The organism is Streptomyces sp. CA-243310, from assembly GCF_050936775.1.
Lineage (GTDB): Bacteria > Actinomycetota > Actinomycetes > Streptomycetales > Streptomycetaceae > Streptomyces.
In genome coordinates this window covers 2,436,832-2,461,828 of record NZ_JBNJMF010000002.1, presented here as the reverse complement: position 1 = coordinate 2,461,828, position 24,997 = coordinate 2,436,832, and the positions used below count along the sequence as shown (strand labels likewise).

22 protein-coding genes and 1 pseudogene are annotated in these 24,997 nt (G+C 72.7%); 18 read left to right on the top strand and 5 right to left on the bottom strand.

Going from position 1 to position 24,997, the window contains the following annotated elements:
• Window positions 1–363: 363 nt before the first annotated feature.
• Window positions 364–630 carry a 30S ribosomal protein S20 gene (rpsT, locus tag ACQEVM_RS28760; RefSeq protein WP_361784135.1) on the bottom strand — a complete coding sequence of 89 codons (267 nt, stop codon included), beginning with the start codon at window positions 628–630 and terminating at the stop codon, window positions 364–366.
• Between the two features lie 194 nt (window positions 631–824).
• Between rpsT and lepA the strand changes: the two genes are divergently transcribed.
• The 3 genes from lepA to hemW all read left to right on the top strand — a co-directional run bounded on the left by lepA (window position 825) and on the right by hemW (window position 6,164).
• Window positions 825–2,687: a translation elongation factor 4 gene (lepA, locus tag ACQEVM_RS28755; RefSeq protein WP_433083763.1), complete on the top strand. Its 1,863-nt coding sequence runs from the start codon at window positions 825–827 to the stop codon at window positions 2,685–2,687.
• A gap of 272 nt (window positions 2,688–2,959) precedes the next feature.
• Window positions 2,960–4,852: an AMP-dependent synthetase/ligase gene (locus ACQEVM_RS28750; protein WP_433083761.1), complete on the top strand. Its 1,893-nt coding sequence runs from the start codon at window positions 2,960–2,962 to the stop codon at window positions 4,850–4,852.
• A 79-nt stretch (window positions 4,853–4,931) separates the two neighbouring features.
• Window positions 4,932–6,164: a radical SAM family heme chaperone HemW gene (hemW, locus tag ACQEVM_RS28745; protein WP_433083759.1), complete on the top strand. Its 1,233-nt coding sequence runs from the start codon at window positions 4,932–4,934 to the stop codon at window positions 6,162–6,164.
• A 31-nt stretch (window positions 6,165–6,195) separates the two neighbouring features.
• Here the strand turns inward: hemW and ACQEVM_RS28740 are convergent, their stop codons facing one another.
• Both ACQEVM_RS28740 and ACQEVM_RS28735 read right to left on the bottom strand, forming a co-directional pair.
• On the bottom strand, window positions 6,196–6,993 hold the full coding sequence (locus ACQEVM_RS28740; RefSeq protein WP_433083757.1) for a DUF3097 domain-containing protein: 798 nt from the start codon (window positions 6,991–6,993) through the stop codon (window positions 6,196–6,198).
• 27 nt (window positions 6,994–7,020) lie between these two features.
• Window positions 7,021–7,752, bottom strand: coding sequence for an MBL fold metallo-hydrolase (locus ACQEVM_RS28735; RefSeq protein ID WP_433083755.1), 732 nt, complete (start codon window positions 7,750–7,752; stop codon window positions 7,021–7,023).
• A 163-nt stretch (window positions 7,753–7,915) separates the two neighbouring features.
• On the opposite strand from ACQEVM_RS28735, the gene hrcA reads away from it, so the two are divergent.
• The 6 genes from hrcA to ACQEVM_RS28705 all read left to right on the top strand — a co-directional run bounded on the left by hrcA (window position 7,916) and on the right by ACQEVM_RS28705 (window position 13,458).
• Window positions 7,916–8,932, top strand: a complete 1,017-nt coding sequence (hrcA, locus tag ACQEVM_RS28730) for a heat-inducible transcriptional repressor HrcA (protein ID WP_433083753.1) — start codon at window positions 7,916–7,918, stop codon at window positions 8,930–8,932.
• Window positions 8,933–10,069: a molecular chaperone DnaJ gene (dnaJ, locus tag ACQEVM_RS28725; RefSeq protein WP_433083751.1), complete on the top strand. Its 1,137-nt coding sequence runs from the start codon at window positions 8,933–8,935 to the stop codon at window positions 10,067–10,069.
• A gap of 202 nt (window positions 10,070–10,271) precedes the next feature.
• Window positions 10,272–11,363 carry a nitronate monooxygenase gene (locus ACQEVM_RS28720; RefSeq protein WP_433083749.1) on the top strand — a complete coding sequence of 364 codons (1,092 nt, stop codon included), beginning with the start codon at window positions 10,272–10,274 and terminating at the stop codon, window positions 11,361–11,363.
• Window positions 11,360–12,103, top strand: coding sequence for a 16S rRNA (uracil(1498)-N(3))-methyltransferase (locus ACQEVM_RS28715; protein ID WP_433083747.1), 744 nt, complete (start codon window positions 11,360–11,362; stop codon window positions 12,101–12,103). The genes ACQEVM_RS28720 and ACQEVM_RS28715 overlap by 4 nt, the downstream gene beginning before the upstream one ends.
• Before the next feature lie 86 nt (window positions 12,104–12,189).
• Complete coding sequence (locus tag ACQEVM_RS28710) at window positions 12,190–12,549, top strand: histidine triad nucleotide-binding protein (RefSeq protein WP_433083745.1); 360 nt, start codon at window positions 12,190–12,192, stop codon at window positions 12,547–12,549.
• Window positions 12,550–12,552: 3 nt separating this feature from the next.
• On the top strand, window positions 12,553–13,458 hold the full coding sequence (locus ACQEVM_RS28705) for a ribonuclease Z (RefSeq protein ID WP_433083743.1): 906 nt from the start codon (window positions 12,553–12,555) through the stop codon (window positions 13,456–13,458).
• Here ACQEVM_RS28705 and ACQEVM_RS28700 read toward each other — a convergent pair.
• On the bottom strand, window positions 13,455–14,846 hold the full coding sequence (locus ACQEVM_RS28700) for an MFS transporter (RefSeq protein ID WP_433083741.1): 1,392 nt from the start codon (window positions 14,844–14,846) through the stop codon (window positions 13,455–13,457). The genes ACQEVM_RS28705 and ACQEVM_RS28700 overlap by 4 nt on opposite strands.
• Window positions 14,847–15,121: 275 nt before the next feature.
• Here ACQEVM_RS28700 and ACQEVM_RS28695 point away from each other — a divergent pair, with 275 nt between their 5' ends.
• The 6 genes from ACQEVM_RS28695 (at window position 15,122) to ACQEVM_RS28670 (ending at window position 20,267) form a co-directional block, all read left to right on the top strand.
• Window positions 15,122–16,186 carry a carbohydrate kinase family protein gene (locus ACQEVM_RS28695; RefSeq protein WP_433085435.1) on the top strand — a complete coding sequence of 355 codons (1,065 nt, stop codon included), beginning with the start codon at window positions 15,122–15,124 and terminating at the stop codon, window positions 16,184–16,186.
• A gap of 206 nt (window positions 16,187–16,392) precedes the next feature.
• A complete protein-coding gene (locus ACQEVM_RS28690; protein ID WP_433083739.1) occupies window positions 16,393–17,445 on the top strand; it encodes a PhoH family protein in 1,053 nt (350 codons plus the stop codon).
• 13 nt (window positions 17,446–17,458) lie between these two features.
• The gene (ybeY, locus tag ACQEVM_RS28685) at window positions 17,459–17,956 is read left to right on the top strand and encodes an rRNA maturation RNase YbeY (protein ID WP_053681985.1); all 498 of its coding nucleotides are present in this window, start codon (window positions 17,459–17,461) and stop codon (window positions 17,954–17,956) included.
• Window positions 17,953–19,266: a hemolysin family protein gene (locus ACQEVM_RS28680; protein WP_433083737.1), complete on the top strand. Its 1,314-nt coding sequence runs from the start codon at window positions 17,953–17,955 to the stop codon at window positions 19,264–19,266. The genes ybeY and ACQEVM_RS28680 overlap by 4 nt, the downstream gene beginning before the upstream one ends.
• Window positions 19,263–19,616: an MmcQ/YjbR family DNA-binding protein gene (locus tag ACQEVM_RS28675; RefSeq protein ID WP_433083735.1), complete on the top strand. Its 354-nt coding sequence runs from the start codon at window positions 19,263–19,265 to the stop codon at window positions 19,614–19,616. Before ACQEVM_RS28680 ends, ACQEVM_RS28675 begins: the two co-directional genes overlap by 4 nt.
• Before the next feature lie 288 nt (window positions 19,617–19,904).
• Window positions 19,905–20,267 (top strand): cytidine deaminase, encoded by a 363-nt coding sequence (locus ACQEVM_RS28670; protein ID WP_053681982.1) that lies wholly within the window; start codon window positions 19,905–19,907, stop codon window positions 20,265–20,267.
• Between the two features lie 72 nt (window positions 20,268–20,339).
• On the opposite strand, the gene ACQEVM_RS28665 is transcribed toward ACQEVM_RS28670, so the two are convergent.
• Complete coding sequence (locus tag ACQEVM_RS28665) at window positions 20,340–21,671, bottom strand: MFS transporter (RefSeq protein WP_433083733.1); 1,332 nt, start codon at window positions 21,669–21,671, stop codon at window positions 20,340–20,342.
• A gap of 70 nt (window positions 21,672–21,741) precedes the next feature.
• Here ACQEVM_RS28665 and ACQEVM_RS28660 point away from each other — a divergent pair, with 70 nt between their 5' ends.
• The 3 genes and pseudogenes from ACQEVM_RS28660 to ACQEVM_RS28650 all read left to right on the top strand — a co-directional run.
• Window positions 21,742–22,809, top strand: coding sequence for a GlxA family transcriptional regulator (locus ACQEVM_RS28660; protein WP_433083731.1), 1,068 nt, complete (start codon window positions 21,742–21,744; stop codon window positions 22,807–22,809).
• Window positions 22,810–22,886: 77 nt separating this feature from the next.
• On the top strand, window positions 22,887–24,275 hold the full coding sequence (locus ACQEVM_RS28655; protein WP_433083729.1) for a beta-xylosidase: 1,389 nt from the start codon (window positions 22,887–22,889) through the stop codon (window positions 24,273–24,275).
• Window positions 24,272–24,697: pseudogene (locus ACQEVM_RS28650) on the top strand (WxL protein peptidoglycan domain-containing protein); the annotation flags it as partial. The gene ACQEVM_RS28655 and the pseudogene ACQEVM_RS28650, both read left to right, overlap by 4 nt.
• Between the last annotated feature and the right edge of the window lie 300 nt (window positions 24,698–24,997).

Here is a 24,997-nt window from a genome sequence, read left to right as displayed (position 1 = left end):
GGCCAGGGGCAGCGCCCCCCGACCCCGCCCTGGCAGCGCGCGCCCCGCACCCGCCACGGCTCGGCGGCCAGGCGCCTCGGCCCCGCCTTGACAGCGTGCCCCGCCCGGCCACGGGCAGCGCCCCCCGCACCCGCCACGGCTCGGCGGCCAGGCGCCCCGGCTCCGCCCTGGCAGCGCCCCCGGCCCCACCCCCGCAAAGGCGAAGGCCCCGGCGGCACCCTGGGGAAGGGTGGCCGTCGGGGCCTTCGGTGGTTCTGGTTGCGCCGCACCCGCGTGGCGAACGCTTCGCGTGCGGCGCGGAGTGCCGGTCAGGAGCGGGAGAGAGGGCCCGCTGCATTCCTACCCGGCGATCACATCAGGAGCTCAGCCCTGGAGGGAGGCAACCTTGATCGCCAGCGCCGACTTCTTGTTGGCGGCGGCGTTCTTGTGGATGACACCCTTCGAGACAGCCTTGTCGAGCGCACGCGAAGCGTCGCGGGAAGCCACGGTGGCCTTCTCGACGTCGCCCGCGGCCACGGCCTCGCGGGCCTTGCGGATCGCGGTCTTGAGCGAGGACTTGACGGCCTTGTTGCGCAGGCGCGCCTTCTCGTTCGTCTTGTTCCGCTTGATCTGGGACTTGATGTTCGCCACGAAAGAGCCTTTGCAGGTTCAGAGTTTGATCTTCGGATTGCGTCCCGAACGGCTTGAGGCCATACGAGACACAGCTGCTCAGGCTACCAGGCACGCTCCGGGCGGCCCAAACCGGGCGCATGCCCCCGTCCATGGGACCATGGAGCGTATATAGAGACGACTTCCCGACTACGACCCGAGAATCAGGACACTGCGTGCCCGCGATCCCCAGCCACGTGCCCGAGCCGAGCCGTACCGACCCGGCGCTGATCCGCAATTTCTGCATCATCGCGCACATCGACCACGGCAAGTCGACGCTCGCCGACCGGATGCTCCAGCTCACCGGCGTCGTCGACCAGCGGCAGATGCGCGCCCAGTACCTCGACCGCATGGACATCGAGCGTGAGCGCGGCATCACGATCAAGTCGCAGGCGGTCCGTCTGCCCTGGGCGCCCACCGAGGGCGAGGGCAAGGGCAACACGCACATCCTGAACATGATCGACACGCCGGGACACGTCGACTTCACCTACGAGGTCTCGCGCTCCCTGGCCGCCTGCGAGGGCACGGTCCTGCTCGTGGACGCCGCGCAGGGCATCGAGGCCCAGACCCTCGCCAACCTGTACCTGGCGATGGAGAAGGACCTCGCGATCGTCCCGGTGCTGAACAAGATCGACCTGCCGGCCGCCCAGCCGGAGAAGTTCGCGGAGGAGCTCGCGAACCTGGTCGGCTGCCAGCCCGAGGACGTGCTGCGGGTGTCCGCGAAGACCGGTCTCGGCGTGGAGGCGCTGCTCGACAAGATCGTCGCCACGGTTCCGGCCCCGGTCGGTCCCAAGGACGCCCCCGCCCGCGCGATGATCTTCGACTCGGTCTACGACTCGTACCGGGGCGTCGTCACCTACGTCCGTGTCGTGGACGGTCAGCTCAACAAGCGCGAGCGCATCCGGATGATGTCCACCGGCGCGACCCACGAGCTGTTGGAGATCGGTGTCTCCTCCCCGGAGATGACCCCCTCCGACGGCATCGGTGTCGGCGAGGTCGGCTACATCATCACCGGCGTGAAGGACGTCCGTCAGTCCAAGGTCGGTGACACCATCACCAGCCTGCACAACGGCGCGACCGAGGCCCTGGGCGGCTACAAGGACCCGCGTCCGATGGTCTTCTCGGGCCTGTACCCGCTCGACGGTTCGGACTACCCCGACCTGCGCGAGGCCCTCGACAAGCTCCAGCTCAACGACGCCGCGCTCGTCTACGAGCCGGAGACCTCGGCGGCGCTGGGCTTCGGCTTCCGCGTGGGCTTCCTCGGCCTGCTGCACCTGGACGTGGTCCGCGAGCGCCTGGAGCGCGAGTTCGGCCTCGACCTCATCGCCACCGCGCCCAACGTGATCTACCGGGTCGTCCTGGAGGACGGCAAGGAGGTCAACGTGACCAACCCGAGCGAGTTCCCCGAGGGCAAGATCTCGGACGTGTTCGAGCCGGTCGTGCGCGCCACCCTGCTCGCGCCCTCCGAGTTCATCGGCGCGATCATGGAGCTCTGCCAGCAGCGCCGCGGCACGCTCCTCGGGATGGACTACCTCTCCGAGGACCGGGTCGAGATCCGCTACACGCTGCCTCTCGCGGAGATCGTGTTCGACTTCTTCGACCAGTTGAAGTCCAAGACGCGCGGTTACGCCTCCCTCGACTACGAGCCCACCGGCGAGCAGGCCTCCGGGCTGGTCAAGGTCGACATCCTGCTGCACGGCGACAAGGTCGACGCCTTCTCCGCCGTCACGCACAAGGACGCCGCCTACGCCTACGGCGTGCGCCTCGTCGCGAAGCTGCGCGAGCTCATCCCGCGCCAGGCCTTCGAGATCCCGATCCAGGCGGCCGTCGGCTCCCGCGTCATCGCCCGCGAGACCATCCGCGCGATCCGCAAGGACGTCCTCGCCAAGTGCTACGGCGGTGACATCTCCCGTAAGCGGAAGCTGCTGGAGAAGCAGAAGGAAGGCAAGAAGCGGATGAAGATGGTCGGCTCCGTGGAGGTCCCGCAGGAGGCCTTCATCGCCGTCCTCTCCAGCGACGAGTCCGGCAAGAAGAAGTAGCGGACGCCGGACCGGTGTAAAGGGCAGGTCAAGAAGCGCGCCTGTCCCATGTCGTGAGAAACGGGCCCACATGCACCCGCATGGGGGCCCGTTTCGTTATGAAGCGGCTGCTTGCCGCCTCTTACGCGTCGGGCGGGCGGCCTCTAGTCTGATCACTGCTTGATGGTTACTCGCCAGTCACAAACTCGCCAGCCGTACGCGCAGGTCCCCACCCGCCCGTCCCAAGCGCCCCACGCCCACGCACTGCCGCGTGGACCGGTCCGGAGGATGTCGTGAGCGACACACAGACCTTGATCGAGAACCGCCCGCCCACCGTGGCGGCCCTCTTCCTTGAGCGCGTCGCGGCCACGCCGAACGCCGAGGCCTACCGCTATCCGGTCCCCGCGGCCGGCGGCTCGGGGGGCCCCGACGACTGGAAGTCGCTCAGTTGGGGGCAGGCGGCCGAGCGGGTGTTCGCCATCGCCGCCGGCCTCGCGGACCTCGGACTCCAGTCGGAGGACCGGGTCGCGCTCGCCTCCAACACCCGGGTCGAGTGGATCCTGGCCGACCTCGGCGTGATGTGCGCCGGCGCCGCGACCACCACGATCTACCCGAGCACCAACGGCGAGGAGTCGGCGTTCATCCTGGCCGACTCCGAGAGCCGGGTGCTGATCGCCGAGGACGCCAAGCAGCTGGCCAAGGCCCGCGCGCACCGCGCCGACCTGCCCCGCCTCGCCCACGTGGTGGTGCTGGACGCCGAGGACGCCGTCGCGCACGAGAGCGACCCCGAGGGCTGGGTGCTCTCCCTCGCCGACCTGGAGGCGCGCGGCAAGGAGTACCTTGCCAAGCACCCCGAGGCGGTCAGGGAGCGGATCGCGGCGATCACCGCCGACCAGCTCGCCACCCTGATCTACACCTCCGGCACCACCGGCCGCCCCAAGGGCGTGCGGCTGCCGCACGACAACTGGTCGTACATGGCCAAGGCCACCGTCGCGACCGGCATGATCAACTCGGACGACGTCCAGTACCTGTGGCTGCCGCTCGCGCACGTCTTCGGCAAGGTGCTGACCTCCGGCCAGATCGAGGTCGGCCACGTCACCGCCATCGACGGCCGGATCGACAAGATCATCGAGAACCTGCCGATCGTGCAGCCGACCTACATGGCCGCCGTTCCGCGCATCTTCGAGAAGGTCTACAACGGCGCCGCCGGCAAGGCGCGCGCCGCAGGCGGGGCCAAGTACAAGATCTTCAAGTGGGCGGCCGGCGTCGCCCGCGAGTACGCCAAGGTCAGCCAGGACAACTTCCGGCGCACCGGCAACGCCTCCGTCCCCTTCGGCCTCGCCACCCGCCACAAGGTCGCCGACGCGCTCGTCTACTCCAAGCTCCGCGACGCCTTCGGCGGAAAGCTGCGCGCCGCGATCTCCGGCTCCGCGGCCCTCGCCCCCGACATCGGCTACTTCTTCGCCGGCGCCGGCATCCACATCCTGGAGGGCTACGGCCTCACGGAGTCCAGCGCGGCCTCCTTCGTCAACCCCGGCGAGGCCTACCGCACCGGCACCGTCGGCAAGCCGCTCCCCGGCACCGAGGTCCGCATCGCCGACGACGGCGAGATCCTGCTGCGCGGCCCCGGCATCATGCAGGGCTACCACGGGCTGCCGGACAAGACCGCCGAGGTGCTGGAGGCCGACGGCTGGCTGCACACCGGCGACATCGGCGAGCTCTCCCCGGACGGCTTCCTGCGCATCACCGACCGCAAGAAGGACCTGATCAAGACCTCGGGCGGCAAGTACGTCGCCCCGGCCGAGATCGAGGGCCGGTTCAAGGCGATCTGCCCGTACGTCTCCAGCATCGTGGTGCACGGCGCCGACCGGAACTTCTGCTCCGCGCTGATCGCCCTGGACGGGCCCGCCATCCTGACCTGGGCGGCCGACCACGGCCTGGAGGGCAAGACGTACGCCGAGGTCGTGGCCGCGCCCGAGACGGTACGGCTCGTCGAGACCTACGTGCAGACCCTCAACGAGGGCCTCCAGCGCTGGCAGACGATCAAACAGTTCCGGCTGCTGCCCCGCGACCTCGACGTCGAGCACGGCGACCTCACCCCGAGCCTCAAGCTCAAGAGGCCGGTCGTGGAGCGCGAGTTCAAGTACCTCATCGACGAGATGTACGCGGGCTCGAACGAGGCGTGACCCCTGGCGGCCCGGGCCTCCGGGCCCTCCGCGGTCGCGGAGCGTAAACGACCTTCGGGCGGTGCGGGACAATGGGCTCATGCCTTCCGCACTGCCCGACGGTGAACCCATGCCCGAAGACGGCTCGCTGCCGTCGCACGCCCTGGCGGGCGCCGGCGAGCGGCCGCTCGGCTTCTACCTGCACGTCCCCTACTGCGCGACGCGCTGCGGGTACTGCGACTTCAACACCTACACGGCCACCGAGCTGCGGGGTACCGGCGGCGTGCTCGCCTCCCGTGAGAACTACGCCGACACCCTGATCGACGAGGTCAGGCTGGCGCGCAAGGTCCTCGGGGACGACCCGCGGGCCGTGCGCACCGTGTTCGTGGGCGGCGGCACGCCCACCCTGCTGCCCGCCGGGGACCTCGTGCGGATGCTCGCGGCGATCCGCGACGAGTTCGGGCTCGCCGAGGACGCCGAGATCACCACCGAGGCCAACCCGGAATCGGTGGACCCGCGGTACCTCGCGGAACTGCGCGCGGGCGGCTTCAACCGGGTCTCCTTCGGCATGCAGAGCGCCAAGCAGCACGTCCTGAAGGTGCTCGACCGCACCCACACGCCCGGGCGCCCCGAGGCGTGCGTGGCGGAGGCGCGGGCGGCCGGCTTCGAACACGTGAACCTCGACCTGATCTACGGCACTCCCGGCGAGTCCGACGAGGACTGGCGGGCCACGCTGGCGGCCGCGCTGGGGGCCGGTCCGGACCACGTCAGCGCCTACGCGCTGATCGTCGAGGAGGGCACGCAGCTGGCCCGACGGATCCGCCGCGGCGAGGTCCCGATGACGGACGACGACGTGCACGCCGACCGGTACCTGATCGCCGACTCGGTGATGGCCGAGGCCGGCTACTCCTGGTACGAGGTGTCGAACTGGGCCACCTCCGAGGCCGGGCGCTGCCTGCACAACGAGCTGTACTGGCGCGGCGCCGACTGGTGGGGGGCGGGCCCCGGCGCCCACTCGCACGTGGGCGGGGTGCGCTGGTGGAACGTGAAGCACCCCGGCGCCTACGCCGCGGCGCTGGCCGAGGGCCGCTCGCCGGGCGCTGGCCGGGAACTCCTGTCGGACGAGGACCGACGCGTCGAGCGGATCCTGCTGGAGCTGAGGCTCGTGGACGGCGTACCGCTGTCGCTGCTGGCCCCCGCGGGCCTGGCGGCGTCCCGACGCGCCCTGGCGGACGGACTGCTGGCCCCCGGCCCGTACGAGGCCGGGAGCGCCGTGCTGACCCTGCGGGGGCGGCTGCTGGCCGACGCGGTCGTCCGCGACCTGGTGGACTAGGGCCGGTCCTTTCGGATCCTGCCGCGCCCCGTCAGGCGGTGACGTGGTCGATCAGGTGCTCCACCGCGCCCAGCAGGGTCGGCTCCAGATCGCGGTACGAGGTCACCCTGGACAGGATGTGCTGCCAGGCGGCGCCCGTGTTCGGCGGCCAGCCCAGCGCCCGGCAGACGCCCGTCTTCCAGTCCTCCCCGCGCGGGATCACCGGCCAGGCCGCGATGCCCAGGGCGGACGGTTTCACCGCCTGCCAGACGTCCACGTAGGGATGGCCCACGATCAGGACGTGCGCAGAGGTCACCTCGGCGGCGATCCGCGACTCCTTCGAACCCGGCACCAGATGGTCCACCAGGACCCCCAACCGGGCGTCCGCGGCCGGCGCGAAGTCCGCCACGATCGTCGGCAGGTCGTCGATGCCCTCCAGGTACTCCACGACCACGCCCTCGATGCGCAGGTCGTCGCCCCAGACCCGCTCCACCAGCTCGGCGTCGTGGCGGCCCTCGACGTAGATCCGGCCCGCCCGGGCCACCCGGGCCCGGGCCCCGGGGACGGCGAGCGAGCCCGAGGCCGTACGGGCCGGGGCGGCCGGGGCGCGGGACGGGCGGGTCAGGGTGACCACCGCCCCGTCCAGCAGGAAGCCGCCGGGCTCCAGCGGGAAGACCCGCCGCTTGCCGAAGCGGTCCTCCAGGGTCACCGTGCCGGCCTCGCAGGCCACCACCGCGCCGCAGAAGTCCGTACCGGCCACCTCGACCACCAGGTCGCGGTCCGCCGGCACCTCGGGCACGGCCTTGGCGCGCTTCCACGGCGGGGTCAGGTCGGGGGAGTACTCACGCATTCGGCGACCGTACGAGAGAGCCCGGGCTCATGCCGTCGACACGCCGAACCTCGTTGCCAGTGTGTCGCGGTGCGCACGGACGAAGGCCGCGTCGACCACCGCTCCGTGACCCGGCACGTACAGTGCGTCGTCGCCGCCCAGCGAGAGCAGTCGGTCCAGGGCCGCCGGCCACTGGCCGGGCACCGCGTCCGATCCGGCCTGGGGTTCGCCCGACTCCTCGACCAGGTCCCCGCAGAAGACGACCTCCCGTTCGCCCGGCACGAAGACCGCCAGGTCGTGCTGGGAGTGCGCGGGCCCGAGGTTCGCGAGGAGCACCTGTACGGCGCCCAGGTCCAGCGTCCGTTCGCCCGACACCGGGTGCCCCGGCGCCACGACCAGGTCGGCGGCCTCCGCGGCCTCCGCCGCGTCCAGGCCCTGCGCGGTCGCGCTGTGCCGCAGCTCCTCGCGGCCGGTGGGCGTCGACAGCACCTTGTCCAGGCCGACCGCGCCGTGGAACTCGGCGCCCGTGAAGGCGGAGCCACCGAGTACGTGATCGAAATGTCCGTGCGTGAATGCGATATGGGTCACGTGCCGGCCGGTCAGCCGCTCCGCTTCGGCCCGCACCCGCGCACCCTCGCGCACGCACGAACCGGGGTCGACGAGGAGGACCGAATCGTCGCCCACCACCAGTCCCACGGTGCAGTCCCACACCGGCAGCCGACGCCGTCCGACCCGCCCGGTCAGCCGTTCCCAGCCCGCCTCTTCCCATTGCACGTCCATGCCGCGACGCTACCCTGACGGGCCGCCCTTGCCTCCCGCGTACCACCCGGCCGTACACTGACCGGGGGATCTCTGGCACTCGAATGTGCAGAGTGCCAACAAGGCCCGGGAACGGGACCGAACGAAGACCGAAGACGACCGACCGCATCCGGAGGTGTGCGCGATGCTCAGCGAACGCAGACTCGAGGTGTTGCGCGCCATCGTCCAGGACTACGTCGGGACGGAGGAGCCGGTCGGCTCCAAGGCGCTCACCGAGCGGCACCGGCTCGGCGTGTCGCCCGCCACCGTGCGCAACGACATGGCGCTGCTGGAGGACGAGGGCTACATCGCCCAACCCCACACCAGCGCCGGTCGGATCCCCACGGACAAGGGCTACCGGCTCTTCGTGGACAAGCTGGCGGGGGTCAAACCGCTGTCCACGCCGGAACGGCGGGCCATCCAGAACTTCCTCGACGGCGCCGTCGACCTCGACGACGTCGTGGGGCGCACCGTACGGCTGCTCGCCCAGCTCACCCGGCAGGTCGCCGTGGTGCAGTACCCGTCGCTGACCCGTTCCACCGTCCGGCACGTCGAGCTGCTGTCGTTGGCGCCCGCGCGCCTGATGCTCGTGTTGATCACGGACACCGGGCGGGTCGAGCAGCGGCTGGTCGACTGCCAGACGCCCTTCGGGGAGACCTCGCTCGCCGACCTGCGGGCGCGGCTCAACAGCCGGGTGGTCGGCCGTCGGTTCACCGACGTGCCGCCGCTGGTACAGGACCTTCCGGAGTCCTTCGAGACCGAGGACCGGGCGACGGTCAAGGCCGTCCTCGACACCCTTCTCGAAACGCTCGTGGAGGAGGCGGAGGAGCGGCTGATGATCGGCGGCACCGCCAACCTCACACGGTTCGGACATGACTTTCCCCTGACGATCAGGCCGGTGCTCGAAGCGCTGGAGGAGCAGGTCGTGCTCCTCAAGCTGCTGGGCGAGGCCAGTGAGTCGGGGATGGCCGTGAAGATCGGGCATGAGAATGCCTACGAGGGACTGAACTCCACGTCCGTCGTCTCGGTCGGCTACGGTTCGGGCGGCGAAGCAGTCGCCAAACTCGGCGTGGTCGGACCGACCCGCATGGACTACCCCGGAACGATGGGAGCGGTACGCGCAGTGGCACGTTACGTCGGACAGATCCTGGCGGAGTCGTAAGTGGCCACGGACTACTACGCCGTTCTCGGCGTGCGCCGCGACGCATCGCAGGACGAGATCAAGAAGGCCTTCCGTCGCCTCGCGCGCGAACTCCACCCGGACGTGAATCCGGACCCGAAGACGCAGGAGCGCTTCAAGGAGATCAACGCGGCCTACGAGGTGCTCTCGGACCCGCAGAAGAAGCAGGTCCACGACCTCGGCGGCGACCCGCTGTCCTCCTCGGGCGGCGGCGGCGCGGGCGGATTCGGGGCGGGTGGCTTCGGCAACTTCTCCGACATCATGGACGCCTTCTTCGGCCAGTCCCAGCAGCGCGGACCGCGCTCGCGGACCCGCCGCGGCCAGGACGCCATGATCCGCCTCGACCTGGAACTGGACGAGGCGGCCTTCGGGACGACCAAGGACATCCAGGTCGACACGGCCGTGGTCTGCACGACCTGCTCCGGTGAGGGCGCCGCCCCCGGCACCTCGGCGCAGACGTGTGACATGTGTCGCGGTCGCGGTGAGGTCTCGCAGGTCACCCGGTCCTTCCTGGGCCAGGTCATGACCTCGCGGCCCTGCCCGCAGTGTCAGGGCTTCGGCACCGTCGTCCCCACCCCGTGCCCCGAGTGCGCGGGCGACGGGCGGGTGCGGTCCCGCCGCAGCCTCACGGTCAAGATCCCCGCCGGTGTCGAGAACGGCACCCGCATCCAGCTCGCGGGCGAGGGCGAGGTCGGCCCCGGCGGCGGCCCCGCCGGCGACCTGTACGTGGAGATCCACGAGCTGCCCCACCCGACCTTCCAGCGGCGCGGGGACGACCTGCACTGCACGGTCACCCTCCCCATGACGGCGGCGGCCCTGGGCACCAAATGCCCGCTGGAGACGCTGGACGGCCTGGAGGAGATCGACATCCGGCCCGGCACCGGCTCCGGGCAGGCGATCCCGCTGCACGGGCGCGGCGTCACGCACCTGCGGGGCGGCGGGCGCGGTGACCTGATCGTCCACGTCGAGGTCACCACCCCCGGCAAGCTGGACGCCCAGCAGGAGGAGCTGCTGCGCCAGCTCGCGAAGCTGCGCGGCGAGGAGCGGCCGATGGGCCAGTTCGCGCCGGGCCAGCAGGGTCTGTTCAGTCGTCTGAAGGACGCGTTCAACGGCCGCTGACCGGCCGCCCGCGGTATCCCGCACGAGCCCGATCCGGGGAGGTCCCGGGTCGGGCTCGCTGCCGTGCGGGCCGGGGCGCGACGGTGGATCGGCCGGCCCGCCGACGCCGGGTCGACAGACTTTGGAAGCGGACCGGAAGCGGACTATGCCAGGCGAACGTGATGATTCGGCCCGGTGCGCCGGACGTGGCACGATGCAGTCCATGTCCTCCTCGCCGAACGGTCTCACCCCTTACCCGATCGTGCAGGCGCCCATGGCGGGCGGCGCCTCCTGTCCGCCGCTGGCCGCCGCCGTGTGCGAGGCGGGCGGGCTGGGCTTCCTGGCCGGCGGCTACAAGACCGCCGACGGGATGTACCAGGAGATCAAGCGGCTGCGCGCGCTCACCCGACGTCCGTTCGGCGTCAACCTCTTCATGCCGCAGACCGGCTACGTGGACCCGGCCGAGATCGAGACGTACCGGGGACAGCTCGCCGGCGAGGCCAACTGGTACGAGGTGTCGCTCGCCGAGGAGGACATCATCGGCACCTCCGACGACGGCTACGAGGCCAAGCTCGCCATCCTCGTCGAGGACCCCGTCCCCGTCGTCTCGTTCACCTTCGGCTGCCCGCCCGCGGCCGTCTGCGCCCGGCTGCGCGAGGTCGGCACGTACACCGTCGTCACGGTGACCTCGGTGGAGGAGGCGCGGGCCGCCGAGGCGGCGGGAGCCGACGCCGTCTGCGTCCAGGGCGTGGAGGCGGGCGGCCACCAGGGCACGCACCGCGACGACCCCGAGATCGACGGCACGGCCGGGGTCGGACTGCTCGTGCTGGTCGCCCGGGTGCGGGAGGCCGTGGCCCTCCCCATCATCGCGGCGGGCGGGCTGATGCGCGGCGCGCAGGTCGCGGCGGTGCTCGCGGCGGGCGCGGAGGCCGCCCAGCTCGGCACGGCCTTCCTGGCGTGTCCGGAGTCGGGGGCGCACCCCCTGCACAAGAAGGCGCTGACGAACCCGCTCTTCCCGCACACGGAACTCACCCGAGCCTTCTCCGGCCGGCCCGCGCGGGGCCTGGTCAACCGCTTCATGCGGGAACACGGCCCGTACGCCCCGGCCGCCTACCCGCAGGTCCACCACCTGACCTCGGGCCTGCGCAAGGCGGCGGCCGCCGCCGGGGACCCGCAGGGCATGGCCCTGTGGGCGGGCCAGGGCCACCGGCTGGCGCGGACGCTGCCGGCCGGGGAGCTGACGGAGGTGCTCGCGGCCGAACTGGCCGAGGCACAGCGCGCGTTGAAGGTGTTGCAGATGAGGAGAGCGTCATGACGGCCCCCGTGTTCGTGGTCGAAGAGGTCCCCGCGGGGCCGGAGTTCACCCTGGAGGGCGCCGAGGGTCGGCACGCGGTGTCGGTCAAGCGGCTCAACCCCGGCGAGGCGGTGGTCCTCACGGACGGCCGGGGCCGCTGGGCCGAGGCCGTCGTGAAGGCGGCCGAGGGCAAGGACCGGCTCGTCGTGTCCGTGTCCGGGGCCTTCGAGGAGCCGGCGCCCGCCGTCCGGATCACCGTCGTGCAGGCACTGCCGAAGGGCGACCGGGGCGAGGTCGCGGTGGAGACCATGACCGAGACCGGCGTCGACGCGATCGTCCCCTGGCAGGCCTCGCGCTGCATCACCCAGTGGCGCGGCGACCGGGGCGCCAAGTCCCTCGCCAAGTGGCGCAACACGGCCCGGGAGGCGGGCAAGCAGTCCCGCCGGGTGAGCTTCCCGGAGGTGGCCGAGGCCCTCTCCACCAAGCAGGTGGCGGCGCTGCTCGCCGAGGCCGATCTGGCCGTGGTCCTGCACGAGGACCGGGACGCGCCCTCCGGAGCCCTGGCGACGGCCGAACTGCCCTCGTCCGGGTCCGTCGTCGTGGTCGTCGGCCCCGAGGGCGGGGTCTCCCCGGAGGAACTCGCGGCCTTCGCGGAAGCCGGCGCCCTCCCGTACCGGCTGGGGCCCTCCGTGCTGCGCACCTCCACCGCCGGCACCGCCGCGGCCGCGGTCCTGCTGGCCCGCACGGGGCGTTGGGGCTGATCGGGCCGCGCCGGAAACCCCTGGCCGGGGCGGGGGCGCCGGCGGATACGATGCCGGGACCGATCACCTTCACGGGAGGCTCAGCAATGGCCGGGGAACCCCAGGCGGACTGCCTGTTCTGCAAGATCGTCGCGGGCGACATCCCGGCGACCGTCGTCCGGGAGACCGAGACGACCGTCGCCTTCCGGGACATCAGCCCGAAGGCGCCCACGCACGTGCTCGTCATCCCCAAGGTGCACTACCCCGACGCCGCCACCCTCGCGGCCGCCGAGCCGGGTGTCGCCGCCGACGTGCTGCGCGAGGCCGGTCGGGTCGCCGCGGACGAGAAGGTCGACGACCAGGGCTACCGCGTCGTCTTCAACACCGGCGCCGGCGCCGGGCAGACCGTCTTCCACGCGCACGCGCACGTCCTCGGTGGCCGCGGCCTCGAGTGGCCCCCCGGATAAGCCGTGTCCGTACGAGAGTTCGTGGTGCTGGGCACCGCCAGCCAGGTGCCCACCCGAAGCCGCAACCACAACGGCTACCTGCTGCGCTGGGACGGCGAGGGCATCCTCTTCGACCCGGGCGAGGGCACCCAGCGTCAGATGCTGCGCGCCGGGGTGGCCGCGCACGACATCAACCGGATCTGCGTCACCCACTTCCACGGTGACCACAGCCTCGGCCTGGCCGGGGTGATCCAGCGGATCAACCTCGACCGGGTCCCGCACCCGGTCACCGCGCACTACCCCGCCTCGGGGCAGAAGTTCTTCGACCGGCTCCGGTACGCCACCGCCTACCGCGAGACCGTCCCGCTCCGCGAGGAACCGGTGTCCGCCGACGGGACGTTGGCGCGCGAGTCCGCGTACGTCCTGGAGGCGCGACTGCTCTCGCACCCGGTGGAGGCCTTCGGCTACCGGCTCGTCGAGCAGGACGGGCGCCGCATGGTGCCGGGGCTGCTCGCGGAACGCGGGATCAAGGGCCCGGACGTGGGCCGGCTGCTGCGCGAGGGGGAGTTGAACGGCGTCACCCTGGACGACGTCAGCGAGCACAGGCCCGGGCAGCGGTTCGCCTTCGTCATGGACACCCGGCTCTGCGAGGGCGTGTACGCGCTCGCGGAGGGCTGCGACATGCTCGTCATCGAGTCGACCTTCCTCGACGAGGACGAGCGACTCGCCACCGACCACGGCCACCTGACCGCAGGTCAGGCCGCCCGGGTGGCACGCGACGCGGGCGTCCGGCACCTGGTGCTGACGCACTTCTCGCAGCGCTACTCCGACCCGACCGAGTTCGAGCGGCAGGCCCGCGAGGCCGGCTACGCGGGCGAACTGACGATCGCCGCCGACCTCGTACGGGTACCGGTGCCGAAGCGGAGTTAGACGGAGACCCGCCGGCCTGGCGCCCTGTCCTCGGTTCGGGCGCGGGCGCGCCGGGCCGCGGGGGAGAGCAGCAGCACCCTGCGGGGCAGCCGGCGCACGGGGCGCACCGAGATCTCGGCGACCTCCAGCTCCGGAGCGCCGACCCGGGGCACCGCGCCCGTCGGGGCGCCCGCGCTCGCGGCCAGCACGGCCGCCGGCGCGCCGCCGCGGCGCCGGACCGAGCCGGGCACCAACGGTCGACCGCCCGCGTGCAGCGCGACGGCGGTCATCGGCCAGGCCACCGCCACCAGCAGGGCGCCCAGGGTCAGGCCCATGGCGGGGAAGCCGACGGCCTCGGCGAGCAGGCTGCCGGTGACGGGCCCGCAGGCCACCCCGAGGGAGGAGGCGGAGCCGGCCAGCACCGCCCACCGGCCGCGCGGGTCCAGGGCCGCCGCCAGACCGATGACGTACGAGAGGACCACCGGGTAGAAGGCGTTCCAGAGGATCTCCCCGGCCGCGAAGCCGCCCAGGCCCCGAGCGGAGGTGGCCACCACCAGGCAGCAGGCGATCACCGCGGTCCCCGCGCCGATCGGGACGGCCCGGCCCCACCGGGAGCCGAGGGCGGAGGCGGCCGTGACACCGACCAGGCCCGCGCCCAACGCCGCGGCGAAGACCACGCCGAGGGTGACCTCGGACAGGCCCGCCTGCTCGGCGCCGATCCGGCCGCTGACCCCCCACAGCGAGTTCTGGGCGAGCGACCACAGCAGCAGGCCGCCCGCCAGGACCACCCCGGCGCGCGGGTAGGGGAGCCGCCCGGTGGTCCGTGCGGCGGGGCCGGGGGCGGCCGGGCCGCCGAGTCGGGAGGTCGCGGGCCAGACCGCCGCGGCGACCAGGGCGATGGCCGCGAAGGGCAGCCCGTGCCCGAGCAGGTCGCCGCCGAACCGGGGCAGCGTCAGGTAGAGCGCGCCCGCGGTCGCCGACACCGACAGCAGCCCGAGGGCGGAGGTGCGGTGCGGATCGCGCGTCCCGGCGATCCCGGAGGCGGCCACGGCGGTCGCCGTCCCGGAGCCGAAGCCGCCGATCACGGCGCCCACGACGACCAGGGGCAGGAGGGAGGTCGACGCCGCGGTGCCGTAGCCCGCGACGGCGAGCAGCAGTCCGAGCCGGGCCAGGGCGCGGGGCCCGTGGTGGGGGATGCGGGAGGCGAGGGTGAACCCGGCGCCGGCGGATCCGAGGAGGAGGGCCGAGCCGATCAGACCGGCCTGGGCGGGACTCAGCGGAAGGTACGCGTCGAGTCGACCGACCACGGTCGGGAGGAGGTAGGGCGCCGCGTATCCGGCTGTGAAAAGGGCCACCAGGGGCCAGGCGGCGGGGTGCGCGGACGAGGGCGCGGGGGAGGTGATCGACACGGGTGTTTCCGTTGCAGCGCAGCTGGAACCAGGGTTCCGGAGAGTGGGCGGTGCACCTGTTTATCAAGCGCTCGGCGGTCGACAGAAGAGCCACCAGGTGGTGATCTGCGTCACACTGGGGTTTGCGCCTGTCGAACCGGGGCAGGGGTGGCTGTTTTCCGCCTCAAGCCGACTTGCAGAAACGACTCTTCGCCACATCCACGAGACTTCGATCCGCACACGCACGAAACGGGGAGCACACCGTGACCAGTCGGGACAGCCGCACCAGCCGACCCATGACACTGGACCCGCTCGGTCCGGTGCGGGATCCCCAAGAACCGGGCTGCGACGTCTTCCTGACGGGGACGGTCTTCCTCGACATCATCTTCACCGGCCTCGACTCCGCGCCGGTCCGCGGCACGGAATCCTGGGCGCGCGGCATGGGCTCCAGCCCCGGCGGCGTCGCCAACATGGCCGCCGCGCTCGCCCGGCTCGGCCTGCGGACCTCGCTCGCCGCCGCCTTCGGGGACGACCACTACGGCGAGTACTGCTGGGACGCGCTCGAACAGGGCGAGGGCATCGACCTGTCGATGTCCCACACCCTCCCCGGCTGGCACAGCCCCGTCACCGTCTCGATGGCGTACGAGGGCGAGCGCACGATGGTCTCCCACGGCCACGAGGCCCCGCCCCCGGCGGGCCCCGACCCCTTCCCGCTGTGCCCGCCGCGCGCCCGCGCGGCCGTGGCCTCGCTGGCGCCGGGCCGGGGCGAGCCCTGGGTCGCCGAGGCCGCCCGGCAGGGCTCGTTGGTCTTCGCCGACGTGGGCTGGGACGAGAGCGGCCGGTGGGACCTGGGGGCGCTGGACGATCTGGAGCACTGCGAGGCCTTCCTGCCGAACGCGGGCGAGGCGATGCGCTACACCCGGACCGACTGCCCGCGCGCGGCGGCCCGGGCGCTGGCCGAGAAGGTGCCGCTGGCTGTGGTGACGATGGGCGCGGAGGGCTCGTACGCGGTCGACGGGCGGACCGGGGAGACGGCCGAGGTCCCGGCGATCGTCGTGGACGCGCTGGATCCCACGGGCGCCGGCGACGTGTACGTGGCGGGGTTCGTGACCGGCACCCTCGCGGAGTGGCCGCTCGTGGACCGGCTGGCCTTCGCGGGGCTGACGGCGGCCCTGTCGGTCCAGGAGTTCGGCGGCTCCCTGTCGGCCCCCGGATGGCCGGAGGTCGCGCACTGGTGGCAGACGGCCCCGGCCGAGCTGCGGGGCCGGTACGCCTTCCTGGAGGAGCTGGTCCCGTCCGGGACGACACCGGGACCGAGGCGCCGCGCGGTCCCCACGATCGGTTTCCGGCACCCCGTCTAGGCCCTGTCGTCGAAGTCTCGCCTGGCCCGCGGCGCCACTTCGACGACAGGACCCGGGCCCGGGGCGCGCCGCGCCCCGACAGGCCGGGACGCGTGCGGGAAAACCTCTCGGGGAAGCGGCGACGGAGACGTACGCTTGGTAGTCCGGAGGTCGACGACCCGAGCGACCCCTCAGTGGGAGGTATGCGCAGGCCACAGTGCCGGCCCATGACTCAGACACCGACAGCCCGCACCCCCGCGCCGGGCCAGGCGCGCGCCCACTTCACCGTTCCGGCCACCCATCCCATGGTGACCGTGCTCGGATCGGGCGACGCCCTGTTGCGCGTGATCGAGAAGGCCTTCCCGAAGGCCGACATCCATGTTCGGGGCAATCAGGTCAGCGCGATCGGCGACGCGGCGGAAGTCGCGCTGATCCAGCGCCTGTTCGACGAGATGATGCTGGTGCTGCGCACCGGGCAGTCGATGACGGAGGACGCAGTGGAACGTTCGATCGCCATGCTCAAGGCGAACGGCAACGGAAAGGGCGGCGCCGGGGACGAGACACCCGCCGAGGTGCTCACCCAGAACATCCTGTCCAGCCGCGGCCGGACCATCCGTCCCAAGACCCTCAACCAGAAGCGGTACGTGGACGCGATCGACAAGAACACGATCGTGTTCGGCATCGGTCCCGCGGGCACCGGCAAGACCTATCTGGCCATGGCCAAGGCGGTCCAGGCCCTGCAGTCGAAGCAGGTCAGCCGGATCATCCTGACCCGTCCCGCCGTCGAGGCGGGCGAGCGGCTCGGCTTCCTGCCGGGCACGCTGTTCGACAAGATCGACCCGTACCTGCGCCCGCTCTACGACGCGCTGCACGACATGATCGACCCGGATTCGATCCCGCGACTCATGGCGGCCGGGACCATCGAGGTGGCGCCCCTGGCGTACATGCGGGGCCGCACCCTGAACGAGGCGTTCGTGGTGCTCGACGAGGCGCAGAACACCACCACCGAGCAGATGAAGATGTTCCTCACCCGACTCGGCTTCGACTCGAAGATCGTCGTCACCGGTGACGTGACGCAGGTCGACCTCCCGGGCGGGGCCAAGAGCGGCCTGCGGCAGGTGCAGGACATCCTGGAAGGGGTGCCGGACATCCACTTCTCGCGGCTCACGTCCGAGGATGTCGTCCGGCACAAGCTGGTCGGCCGTATCGTCGACGCGTACGAGAAGTACGACGACAGCCGGGACCCCACGCAGTCCCGGAACGGCCACCAGCGGAAGTAGAACCCAGCGCACCATGTCGATCGACGTCAACAACGAGTCCGGAATCGAGGTCGACGAGCAGGCGATCCTCGACATCGCCCGCTACGCGCTCGCCCGGATGAGGATCCACCCGCTGTCCGAGCTGTCCGTCATCGTCGTCGACGAGGCGGCGATGGAGCAGCTCCACATCCAGTGGATGGACCTGCCCGGGCCCACCGACGTCATGTCCTTCCCGATGGACGAACTCCGTCCGCCGGCGAAGGACGACGAGGAGCCCCCGCAGGGGCTTCTCGGCGACATCGTCCTGTGCCCCGAAGTGGCCAAGCGGCAGGGCGAGGAAGCGCCGACGCGGCACTCCATGGACGAGGAGCTCGGGCTCCTGACGGTCCACGGGGTGCTGCACCTGCTCGGGTACGACCACGAGGAGCCGGACGAGAAGGCCGAGATGTTCGGCCTCCAGGCGGCCATCGTCGACGGCTGGCGCGGTGAGCGCGGCCTGACCGGTCCGTCACCCGCACCCACCGTCTCGTGAACGCCGCGCAACTCATCACCGGCGCCGTCCTGCTGGTCGTGGTCGCCTGGTTCGCGGCGTGCGCCGAGTCCGGGATCGCCCGCATCTCCGCCTTCCGGGCCGACCAGGCCGTACGGGAGGGGCGGCGCGGCAGCGCGAAGCTCCTCCAGGTCTCCGCCGACCCCACCCGCTACCTCAACGTCGCGCTGCTGGTGCGCGTGACCTGCGAGATGGCGGCGGGCGTGCTCGTCACCTACGTCTGCCTCGACGAGTTCGGCGACACCTGGACCGCGCTGCTCGTGGCCATCGGGGTCATGGTGCTGGTGTCGTTCGTCGCCGTGGGGGTGTCGCCGCGCACCATCGGCCGGCAGCACCCGCTGAACACGGCGACGGCGGCCGCGTACGTCCTCGTGCCGCTGGCCCGGGTGATGGGCCCGATCCCGCAGCTCCTCATCCTCATCGGCAACGCGCTCACGCCCGGGAAGGGCTTCCGCAAGGGGCCGTTCGCCTCCGAGGCCGAACTGCGGGCCATGGTCGACCTGGCGGAGAAGGAATCGCTGATCGAGGACGACGAGCGCCGGATGGTGCACCAGGTCTTCGAACTCGGGGACACCCTGGTGCGCGAGGTGATGGTGCCGCGCACGGACCTGGTCTGCATCGAGCGGTACAAGACGATCCGTCAGGCGACCACGCTGGCGCTGCGGTCCGGCTTCTCGCGCATCCCGGTGACCGGGGAGAACGAGGACGACATCGTCGGGATCGTCTACCTCAAGGACCTCGTCCGCAAGACGCACATCAGCCGCGAGTCGGAGTCCGACCTGGTGTCGACGGCGATGCGGCCGGCGGTGTTCGTGCCCGACACGAAGAACGCCGGTGACCTGCTGCGTGAGATGCAGTCGGTGCGCAACCACGTGGCCGTCGTCATCGACGAGTACGGCGGCACGGCCGGCATCGTGACCATCGAGGACATCCTGGAGGAGATCGTCGGCGAGATCACCGACGAGTACGACCGGGAGCTGCCGCCCGTCGAGGACCTGGGCGAGGACCGCTACCGGGTCACGGCCCGGCTCGACATCACCGACCTCGGCGAGCTGTTCGGCGTCGAGGCCTTCGACGACGAGGACGTGGAGACGGTCGGCGGACTGCTGGCGAAGGCGCTGGGCCGGGTGCCGATCACCGGTGCCTCGGCGATCGTGGACCTGCCCGAACCGGACGGGCGGCCCCTGCGGTTGACGGCCGAATCCCCGGCGGGACGGCGGAACAAGATCGTGACGGTGCTGGTGGAGCCGGTGGTCGCGGCGACCGGTGAGGGCGAGGAGGGCTCGGAGTGACCCCGGAGCAACTGCGCGCGTTCTGCCTGGACTTCAACGAGGCCGTGGAGGAGTTCCCCTTCACCCCCGAGACCTCGGTGTTCAAGGTGCTGGGAAAGGTGTTCGCGCTGTCGGCGCTGGGCGCCTCTCCGTTGAAGATCAACCTGAAGTGCGATCCGGACCTCGCGGTGCGGCTGCGGGCCGACCACGAGGCGATCGTGCCGGGTTGGCACATGAACAAGCGGCACTGGAACACGGTGACGGTGGGCGGGCTGCCGGATGCGATGGTCCGGGAGCTGGTGGAGGACTCGTACGACCTGGTGGTCGCCGGGCTTCCGAAGGTGGAGCGGCTGCGGCTCGACCGGCCGTGACGCGTGGCGGCCGTGACGCGTGCGGCCGACAGGTCTGATCCGGTGCGCCGGGAGGCCGGGGTGTCGGGGGCAACGGGGCGTTCGGGGCAGCGGGGCAGGGGCGAAGGTCACCTGCTTCCGGGGCCCATGGATCGTTGGTCGTTCTCGGCCGGTGCTTGGGTTTGGTGCATCCCGAGCAAGATCCGTCTGCCGGGCACCCCGCGTCCACGGGGGGCGAGGGGACGGAGGGGAGAGCGCCTCGGCGGGGTCGTCGCACGGCCCGTCGAGGCGCTCCTTATGCTTTCGCCCATGACCGAGAGCACCGGGAACACCGGGATCGACCCCGAGGACCAGAAGATCATCACGCTGGCGCGCAGCGCCCGTGCCCGCAACGGGGTGCCCGAGGGGGCGGCGGTCCGGGACGAGACGGGTCGTACGTACGTCGCCGGGACCGTGGACCTGGACTCCCTCAAGCTGAGCGCGCTCCAGACGGCCGTCGCCATGGCCGTGGCCAGCGGGGCGCGGTCCCTGGAGGCCGCGGCCGTGGTCAGCGCGGCCGATGCCCCGTCCGACGCCGATCGCGCCGCGGTCGGCGACCTCGGCGGCCCCGACACCCCGGTCCTCCTCGCGGCCCCGGACGGCACCCTCAGGTCCACGACCCCGGCCGGCTGACCGGCTCCGGAGCGTCCGCCGCGTCCCGACGTCCGCCGGGCCGGGCCGTGCCCGGTCGGCGGCACGGGGCGCTCAGGCCGTGGCGGCGGCCGTGGTCACGGCCGGCCGGCGGCGGATGACCATCGCCATCAGCGCGGCCATCGCGCACAGGCCGCCCGACGCGTACCAGACCAGGTCGTACGAGCCGAAGGCGTCGCGGGCCAGGCCGCTCAGGAAGGCCACCACGGCCGCGCCCACCTGATGCGAGGCCAGGACCCAGCCGAAGACGATCGCGCCGTCCTCCCCGAACCGCTCGCGGCACAGCGCGATGGTCGGCGGGACGGTGGCGACCCAGTCCAGGCCGTAGAAGATGATGAAGAAGATCATCGGCGGGTGGATGGACGGGGCCAGCAGCATCGGCAGGAACATCAGCGAGATCCCGCGCAGGGCGTAGTACACGGCCAGCAGGCGGCGCGCCTCGAAGCGGTCGGTGAACCAGCCCGAGGCGATCGTGCCGACCACGTCGAACACGCCGATCACCGCCAACAGCCCGGCGGCGGCCGTCACCGGCATGCCGTGGTCGTGGGCCGCCGGCACGAAGTGGGTCCGCACCAGGCCGTTCGTGGTGGCGCCGCAGATCGCGAAGGTGCCGGCCAGCAGCCAGAAGGGGCCGGTGCGGGCCGCCTTGAACAGCACCGTCAGCGCCCGGCGCGCGGCTCCGGGGACCGGGGCGGGCTTCTCCGCGTACGCGCCCCCGTACGGTGCGAGGCCCACGTCCGCCGGGTGGTCGCGCAGCAGCAGCCAGACGAACGGGACGACCACCAGCGCCGCGAGCGAGACCGTGACCGCCGCCGGCCGCCACCCGTGGTGCTCGACCAGCCAGGACAGCAGCGGCAGGAAGATCAGCTGACCGGACGCCCCGGCCGCGGTCAGGATGCCCGTGACGAGCCCGCGCCGGGCGATGAACCAGCGGTTGGTGACCGTCGCCGCGAAGGCCAGCGCCATCGAGCCGCTCCCCAGGCCCACCAGCACGCCCCAGAACAGGATCAGTTGCCAGGACTCGGTCATCCAGAGCGTGGCCACGGTGCCGCCGGATATGACCAGCAGGGCGACGGCGACCACCTTGCGGATGCCGAAACGGTCCATCAGGGCCGCCGCGAAGGGCGCGGTGAGCCCGTAGAGGGCGAGGTTCACCGAGACGGCGAGCCCGATCGTGCCGCGCGACCAGTCGAACTCCTCGTGCAACGGCTCGATGAGCAGGCCGGGCAGGGAGGCGGAGGCGGCGGCGCCGATGATCGTCACGAAGGCGACGGCCGCCGCGAACCAGGCGCGGTGCACGCGCCCCGTCTTCCGCGGGGCGGCGGGAGCGGGGGCGGCCGGCGTGGGGGCGGGTGTGGATGCGGGGGTGGAGGCTGTCTGCGTCACGCAGTCAGCTTCCGGCCCGCAGGCGTCGGCCGACAGTGGCCCGAACGACATGCTTCGCTACGATCGGGCCATGGAGTCCCGTGCGCACCGTGTCGTCGTACTCGCCCTCGCCGGTCTGCTGCCCTTCGAGCTGGGCATCCCGCACCGGATCTTCGGGTACGCCAAGGACCCGGCCGGGCGGCCCTTCTACGAGACCCTCACCTGCGCGCTCCGTCCCGGCCCCGTGGTCACGGACGCCGACTTCGCGGTCCACGTCGAGCACGGCCCGGAGCTGCTGGCCACCGCCGACACGGTGGTGGTGCCCGCCTCGTACGAGCTGGGGCCGGTGTACGAGGAGGGCCGGCTGACCGGGGCGCTCGGCGCGGCGCTCCGTCACATCCGACCCGGTACCCGGCTGGTCTCCATCTGCACGGGGGGCTACGTCCTCGCCGCCGCCGGGTACCTCGACGGCCGCCGGGCAACCACCCACTGGGCCTCCGCCGAGCACTTCCAGCGGCTCTTCCCGGCGGTGCGGGTCGACCCCGGCGTGCTCTACACGGACGACGGGGACGTGCTGACCTCCGCCGGGGTCGCCGCCGGCATCGACCTGTGCCTGCACATCGTGCGCCGCGACCACGGCGCGGCCGTGGCCAACGAGGTGGCCCGGCGGACCGTCGTACCGCCCCACCGCAACGGCGGGCAGGCGCAGTTCATCGAACGTCCGGTCCCCGAAACGCAGTCGGCCAGTACCACGGCGGCGCGCGCCCGGGTGCTCGACCGGTTGCACGAACCGATCCGGTTGAGCGACCTGGCCCGGCAGGAGTCCATGTCGGTGCGGACGTTCACACGCCGCTTCCGCGAGGAGTCCGGGGTCAGCCCGGGGGAGTGGATCGTCGGGCAGCGGGTGGAGCGCGCCCGGTGGCTGCTGGAGCGCACGGAACTGGCGATGGAACAGGTGGCGCGGGAGGTGGGCTTCGGGACGGCGCAGTCGCTGCGCAAGCACGTGCGGGCGGCGTTGGGGGTGAGCCCGACGGCGTACCGGCGCACGTTCCGGGCCTCGGGCGCCCCGGTGGGGTCGGCCGGGGCGGCCGGTCCGGGCGGGTCGGACACCCTCCCATCTTCTGATGGGTCATCAGTTGTTGCCGGTTCCGCGCATTGACTTCTCCCGCCGCCCGCTCGTGAATTGACCCCCTGCCGGGGCGACGGAACGCGGGCGGCGAACGCGGGGGGCGGACAGTGCGAGCAGGACGGACGGGACGGGTCGGGGCGCGCGACAGACGGTGGTCGGCCGCCTTCGCGGTGGGCGGCGTGGTGGTCCTGCTGGCCGCCACGACCGGCGGAGCGCCGGCCGCCGAGGGGGAGCCGCCGCCCCCGGGACAGGTGGAGTTCCCCACGCTCTGTCTCCCGCCCCAGGAGGCCGGGCTGCCGCCCGCCGAGGGGCCGACGACGGCCCGGATCAGCGTCGACGACCCCGCCCCGAAGGTCGGCGCCACCGTCACCGTGACGTACCGGATCATCGCGACCCCCGCCGTGAACCCCGTCGCGGGCGAACTTCCCGCCGACGCGGTGACCCCCACCGGGCGGATCGTGCTCGCGGGCGCGCAGAGCGGCGAGGTGACCGTGGTGGGCATTCGGCGCAACGACCCGGTGCCGGCGGGCGCGGCCCTGCCGGGCGTGACCATGACCGGGACCTTCACCGTCACCGCGCCCGGCGAGATCACCCTCGCCCCGGGCGGCTACAGCCTGCACACCGCTCACCCCGCGGACCTGGACACCCCGTGCACCGCGTCCGGACCCGCCCCCGTGTCCCAGCGCCTCACGGCCGCCCCCCTGCCGGAGGCCAACCTGCGCGCGCTCACGCTGGGGACGGCGTACGGGAAGCCGGGCGCGAGGGTCGCCGTCACCGGCTCCGGCTTCGCCCCGGGGGCGGCCGTCACGGTGGCGGGCCGCACCGGCGCCGCCGAGACCGCCGACCGGGTGGCCGCCGCCGCCGACGAGCGGGGCGTGGTCCGGGCCGAGCTGCCGGTCACCGACAAGGGGACGACGGGCGTGGTCGCGTACGAGGGCGCGGCCTGGTCGGCGCGGGGCGGATCGGGACCCGCCGCCTACACGGTGATCGGGGCCGCCTCGGTGATCGACGCCACCACGGTGATCGGGGCCGCCCCGCCCTCGCAGGGCACCCGGAGGGTCACGGCGGTCGTCGAGCCGGGCGTGCTGACGATGGCCCAGGCGGGGGAGTCCGTGACACTCGGGGCGGTCTCGTACGGGGACGGCGGGTCGGCGGGCGGCCGGATCGGCACCGTCACCGTCGAGGACGCGCGCGGCGGCCCGGCGGGCTGGTCGCTGGTCGGCAGGGTCACCGACTTCGCGGGACCGGGCGGGGTCCGGATCCCGGGCGCCTCCCTGACGTGGACCCCGCGGTGCGTCGCGGCGGCCGGGAGCCCGAGCGCCTGTCGGGCGGGCAGCGCGGGCACGGTCGGCCCGGAGGGGGCCGTGCTGGCCTCCACGGCGGACGGCGCGCCGGCGGGCGGGACCTTCACGGTGGACGCCGGGGTGGAACTGCGCGTCCCGCCCTACACCCCGCCGGGGTCGTACACGGCCGTCCTGACGCTGACCCTGTCGTGACGCGGTCGGTCGCCCGGTGGCGGCGACTCCCCGTCGCCCTCGTCGTCGCGGGCCTCGCCTGGCTCGCCGGCGCCGGACCGGCGACCGCCGCCGACAACGGCCGGTGGTCCGTGCTCCCCGCCGCCACCGCCGTCGGACAGCGCCCGTACTTCCACCTCGCCGCCGCCCCCGGCACGGTGGCCCGGGACACCGTCACCGTCGCCAACCGCACCGACCGCCCCCGCACCTTCCGGCTCTACGTCGCCGATGCCCACAACACGGCCCGCGACGGCGGCTTCGCGGTCCGCGGACCCGACGAGCCGCGCCGCGCCACCGCCGCGTGGACCGCGCTCGCGCGGGAGCGGGTGACCGTGCCGGCCCGGGGATCGGTCGACGTCGGATTCACCGTCACCGTCCCCGACCGGGCCGAGCCGGGGGACCACGCCGGCGCCGTCGTGGCCCTGGAGGACCGACCCGCCGGCGCGGGCTCCGGCATCGACGTGCGGAAGGCGGTCGCGGCCCGCCTCCATCTCCGGGTCACCGGGCCGACCGCGCCCGCCCTCGCCGTCCGGGACGTCCGGGTCGGAGGGAGCGACGGACGCGCCGAGGTCACGTACACGCTCCACAACCGGGGCAATGTCACCCTCCGCCCCCGCGCCGCCCTCACCGTTTCCGGGGCCTTCGGGCGCACCTTGTCGCAGCGGACCCTCACCGGCCTGCCGGCCGAGCTGCTGCCGGGGCAG

Coding starts and splice junctions, on each gene's coding strand:
- hemW (WP_433083759.1), top strand. CDS start 4,932: ATGCCTTCCGCACTGCCCGACGGTGAACCCATGCCCGAAGACGGCTCG.
- ACQEVM_RS28740 (WP_433083757.1), bottom strand. CDS start 6,993: ATGCGTGAGTACTCCCCCGACCTGACCCCGCCGTGGAAGCGCGCCAAG.
- ACQEVM_RS28735 (WP_433083755.1), bottom strand. CDS start 7,752: ATGGACGTGCAATGGGAAGAGGCGGGCTGGGAACGGCTGACCGGGCGG.
- hrcA (WP_433083753.1), top strand. CDS start 7,916: ATGCTCAGCGAACGCAGACTCGAGGTGTTGCGCGCCATCGTCCAGGAC.
- ACQEVM_RS28720 (WP_433083749.1), top strand. CDS start 10,272: ATGTCCTCCTCGCCGAACGGTCTCACCCCTTACCCGATCGTGCAGGCG.
- ACQEVM_RS28715 (WP_433083747.1), top strand. CDS start 11,360: ATGACGGCCCCCGTGTTCGTGGTCGAAGAGGTCCCCGCGGGGCCGGAG.
- ACQEVM_RS28710 (WP_433083745.1), top strand. CDS start 12,190: ATGGCCGGGGAACCCCAGGCGGACTGCCTGTTCTGCAAGATCGTCGCG.
- ACQEVM_RS28695 (WP_433085435.1), top strand. CDS start 15,122: ATGACACTGGACCCGCTCGGTCCGGTGCGGGATCCCCAAGAACCGGGC.
- ACQEVM_RS28690 (WP_433083739.1), top strand. CDS start 16,393: ATGACTCAGACACCGACAGCCCGCACCCCCGCGCCGGGCCAGGCGCGC.
- ybeY (WP_053681985.1), top strand. CDS start 17,459: ATGTCGATCGACGTCAACAACGAGTCCGGAATCGAGGTCGACGAGCAG.
- ACQEVM_RS28670 (WP_053681982.1), top strand. CDS start 19,905: ATGACCGAGAGCACCGGGAACACCGGGATCGACCCCGAGGACCAGAAG.
- ACQEVM_RS28660 (WP_433083731.1), top strand. CDS start 21,742: ATGGAGTCCCGTGCGCACCGTGTCGTCGTACTCGCCCTCGCCGGTCTG.